The 3097-nt window shown below is 70.6% G+C and carries 5 protein-coding genes; 3 read left to right on the top strand and 2 right to left on the bottom strand.

What is annotated here, in order from left to right; genetic code table 11:
* Positions 1-190 precede the first annotated feature (190 nt).
* Positions 191-868 carry a DUF4097 family beta strand repeat-containing protein gene (locus RIF68_RS32440; protein WP_309054896.1) on the bottom strand — a complete coding sequence of 226 codons (678 nt, stop codon included), beginning with the start codon at positions 866-868 and terminating at the stop codon, positions 191-193.
* A 227-nt stretch (positions 869-1095) separates the two neighbouring features.
* Here RIF68_RS32440 and RIF68_RS32435 point away from each other — a divergent pair, with 227 nt between their 5' ends.
* The 3 genes from RIF68_RS32435 to RIF68_RS32425 all read left to right on the top strand — a co-directional run bounded on the left by RIF68_RS32435 (position 1096) and on the right by RIF68_RS32425 (position 2577).
* Positions 1096-1818 (top strand): helix-turn-helix domain-containing protein, encoded by a 723-nt coding sequence (locus RIF68_RS32435; protein ID WP_309054894.1) that lies wholly within the window; start codon positions 1096-1098, stop codon positions 1816-1818.
* Between the two features lie 186 nt (positions 1819-2004).
* Positions 2005-2187 (top strand): DUF397 domain-containing protein, encoded by a 183-nt coding sequence (locus tag RIF68_RS32430; protein ID WP_309054892.1) that lies wholly within the window; start codon positions 2005-2007, stop codon positions 2185-2187.
* A 63-nt stretch (positions 2188-2250) separates the two neighbouring features.
* Positions 2251-2577, top strand: a complete 327-nt coding sequence (locus RIF68_RS32425) for a hypothetical protein (protein WP_309054898.1) — start codon at positions 2251-2253, stop codon at positions 2575-2577.
* Positions 2578-2670: 93 nt separating this feature from the next.
* Here RIF68_RS32425 and RIF68_RS32420 read toward each other — a convergent pair whose 3' ends face one another.
* Positions 2671-2907 carry a tectonin domain-containing protein gene (locus RIF68_RS32420; protein WP_309054890.1) on the bottom strand — a complete coding sequence of 79 codons (237 nt, stop codon included), beginning with the start codon at positions 2905-2907 and terminating at the stop codon, positions 2671-2673.
* Positions 2908-3097 lie beyond the last annotated feature (190 nt).

Here is a 3097-nt window from a genome sequence, read left to right as displayed (position 1 = left end):
GGCGTGAACAGTCATACGCATAACTGTTCACGCCTGCGGAGCGGACACCGCGCGCCCAGTCCTGCTCGGTCCCGCCGCCCGGTCGTTCCTCCGGCGGGACCGAGCGGCTTGTGGTGGCGCGGTGCGAATGCCGTCCGGGACGGCGAAGGCCGACGAGACGGTCACGACGCGTTCCCCGGAGCAGGTCCGGTCACAGACTGCGGGCGGTGATGTCGCCGTGACCGGTGGTCGCGTGGATGGTCAGGCCGGCGGCGGCGCCGTCGGCGTTCCGGAGCGCGTTGTGGACGCGGCCGTGGCCGGTGCCGGCGTCCAGGGCGGCGGAGACGCCGCGGGCGGCGCCCACCTCGATCCCGCCGGACTCGGTGCGCAGCGTGACCGTGCCGTGCACGGCCTCGGTGACGCGCAGGTCGCCCCGCCGGGTGCTGATCTCGGCGGGACCGCCGAGGCGGCCGACGCTGACGTCGCCGTCGAGGACGGTGAGGCGGGCGCTCGCGGTCTCGTCGAGCTTGACCGGGCCGTGCGCGCCCTCGATGGTGACGTCACCGAGCCGTCCGACGCCCCGGAACTCGGCGGCGGCCGTCGCCTCGACGTGGGAGCCGGCGGGCAGCCGGACGGTCACCTCGACGGCACCGGAGGGGCCGAGGACGCGGTCCATCCGGTTCTTCGCCGGGGCGGCCGCGATGCGCAGGACACCGTCGTCGTACTCGACCGTGGTCTCCTCGGCCGCCTTCACGTCACGGGCCTTCGAGGCGTCCGCCGGGAGTACCTCGACCGTGGTGTCGGTGCGGTCGGCGGCGATGAACCGGACGCGACCCGCGGGGATGTCCAGGACCGCGGAGACCGGGGCGGGGGTGGGGAATGTGCGCATGATGCTCTCCTTCGGCGTGCCTCGTGTTTCCGACATTGGAAACGCTACGTTGCGTTCGAGTGACGCGCAATGCCCTCGTTGCACGCACTCACCATTTACGCAGTTCAGGGCGTTAAAATCGTTGCAACCGGAAGGAGCTTAATGCAATAGGGGCTTCCTGTTCCGTTGCAATGATGCGGGGTGAACGCTAGGGTGTGGCGCACCACGGACCGCGAAGGAGACCCCCGATGCCGGGAGGCAGGCTCACTCAGCAGGAACGCCAGCAGATCGCGCTGGGGCTGGCCGACGGCCTGGCCTACGCCGAGATCGCCCGGCGTCTGGACCGGCCGACCTCGACCGTCACCCGCGAGGTGACGCGCAACGGCGGCCCCGCCGGCTACCGCGCCGACCTGGCCCACCGTGCCACCGAGCACCGCACCCGGCGGCGTCGGAGGGGGACGCCCCCGGAGGCGGAGGCGACACCGCAGCCGTACGGGCGCGACGGCGAGGCGGTCCGCGCGTACGAGGAGATGTTCACCACCGTCCTCATGCGGGCGGGCACGCCCAAGATGATGGCGCGGGTGCAGGCCGCCCTGTACATGACCGACACGGGCAGCCTCACCGCGGCCGAGCTGGTCCAGCGGCTCGGCGTCAGCCCGGCGTCCGTCTCCAAGGCGATCGCGTTCCTGGAGAGCCAGGGCCTGGTGCGCCGGGAGAAGGACGAGCGGCGCCGGGACCGCTATGTCGTGGACGACGACATCTGGTACCAGGCGATGATCGCCAGCGCCCGGTCCCTCGTCCAGGTCGTCGAGGTCTCACGGCAGGGCGTCGGCGTCCTGGGCCCCGGCACCCCGGCCGCCGTCCGCCTGGAGAACATCGCCCGCTTCCTCGACTTCGTCGGCGAGAGCATCACCCGCGCCGCCGAGCAGGGCCGCGAGGTGCTCCACACCAAGGCCGCCGGCGCCCCCTGACCGGCCGATTCCGGCAGGCCGTCCCCCCGGTCGTCCCCCATACGCGCACGACGTGCGCACACCCGTCCCGTTTCTTGATTCTGGCCGCCGACCTCTCCCTCATCGCGCTCACCGCGCTCACCGCGTGCGGCGGGGTGCACGGCAGGCCCGGCGGCACTCGCACGGGAACTGTGAGAAAGGCCGGCCATGACAACCCCTCAGGGGCAGAAGTCCACCTACAGCGGCCACGGCTCCAACTGCGTCGAGACAGCCGCCACGCCGACCATGGTTCCGGTCCGCGACTCCAAGGCCCTCCCGGAGCCGCATCTCGCGTTTCCGCCTTCTGTGTGGGCGGACTTCCTTGCTCACGCGGCGAAGCCGGGCCACTGATCCCTTGTCGACCCGGGGTGAGCCGGGCGGAGGCTCTCGGGGCAGGATGTTCTCGTGCCCACCATGGTCGTCGAGATTCACGTGCCGTTGCTGTCGACACCCGATCTGCCGGACGGCTCCTACCCGTTTCCCTGGATCGATGCGATCGAGGACTTCCTGTGCGATCTCGACGACGAAGGCGACGTGGACGTCTTCGACGAGGGGGAGCAGGACGGGGACGTCTACGTCTTCTTCATCACCGGAGCCGGTGAGGAGGATCTGCTGGCGGCGGCGTCCCGCGTGGCCACGCTGCCTGGGGTTCCTGCGGGATCCGTCGCGGTCGTCAGCAGCGACGAGGCCGAGGAGTTCGGTCTGGGGCGGCGGGTGGCGCTTCCGCTGGCTGCGCGTTGACGATCGGAGCGGCCCTGAGCCGCGCGTCGAGGCCGGTCGCACCTGAGGGCGTGACCGGCCTGACGTTCGGCGGCGGTTGCCGACCGGTACGGGTCAGCCGGGCAAGTCGCCGGTGTAGCGGTAAATGTTCCCGGCGGAGTTGACGCCCCACACCGTGCCGTCCGCCGCCGCACCGATGTCCGACAGCCCCCCGGGAATCCGCACCCACGGATTGGCGTCGTCGTTCGTGTAGCGGTAGATGTGGCCGGCCGAGTTGACCCCCCACACGTTAGTCCTGGACCCGGCCGAGATCCGGACGAGCGCACCGCCGATCTGCTTCCATTCGGCCATTTCGCCGGCTCCTTCTCCATCGGGAATCGCTTCACGGAGACGCTCCCGCGAAGGATCGATTCAGCAATCGAGCGAATGTGGAGCTTGTTCTTGTTCTTGTCTGAGAAAAGACGCGTTTATCGGGTACGAGGCATGTCCAGGCCGGGGGCCTGCCCCCCGGCGGTACGCCGAAGGGTGACCTGAACGGAGG

The sequence above is a fragment of the Streptomyces sp. genome (genome assembly GCF_031178505.1).
Lineage (GTDB): Bacteria > Actinomycetota > Actinomycetes > Streptomycetales > Streptomycetaceae > Streptomyces > Streptomyces gulbargensis.
The sequence above is the reverse complement of the archived record's forward strand: the minus strand, read 5'-3'. Positions and strand labels throughout refer to the sequence as shown.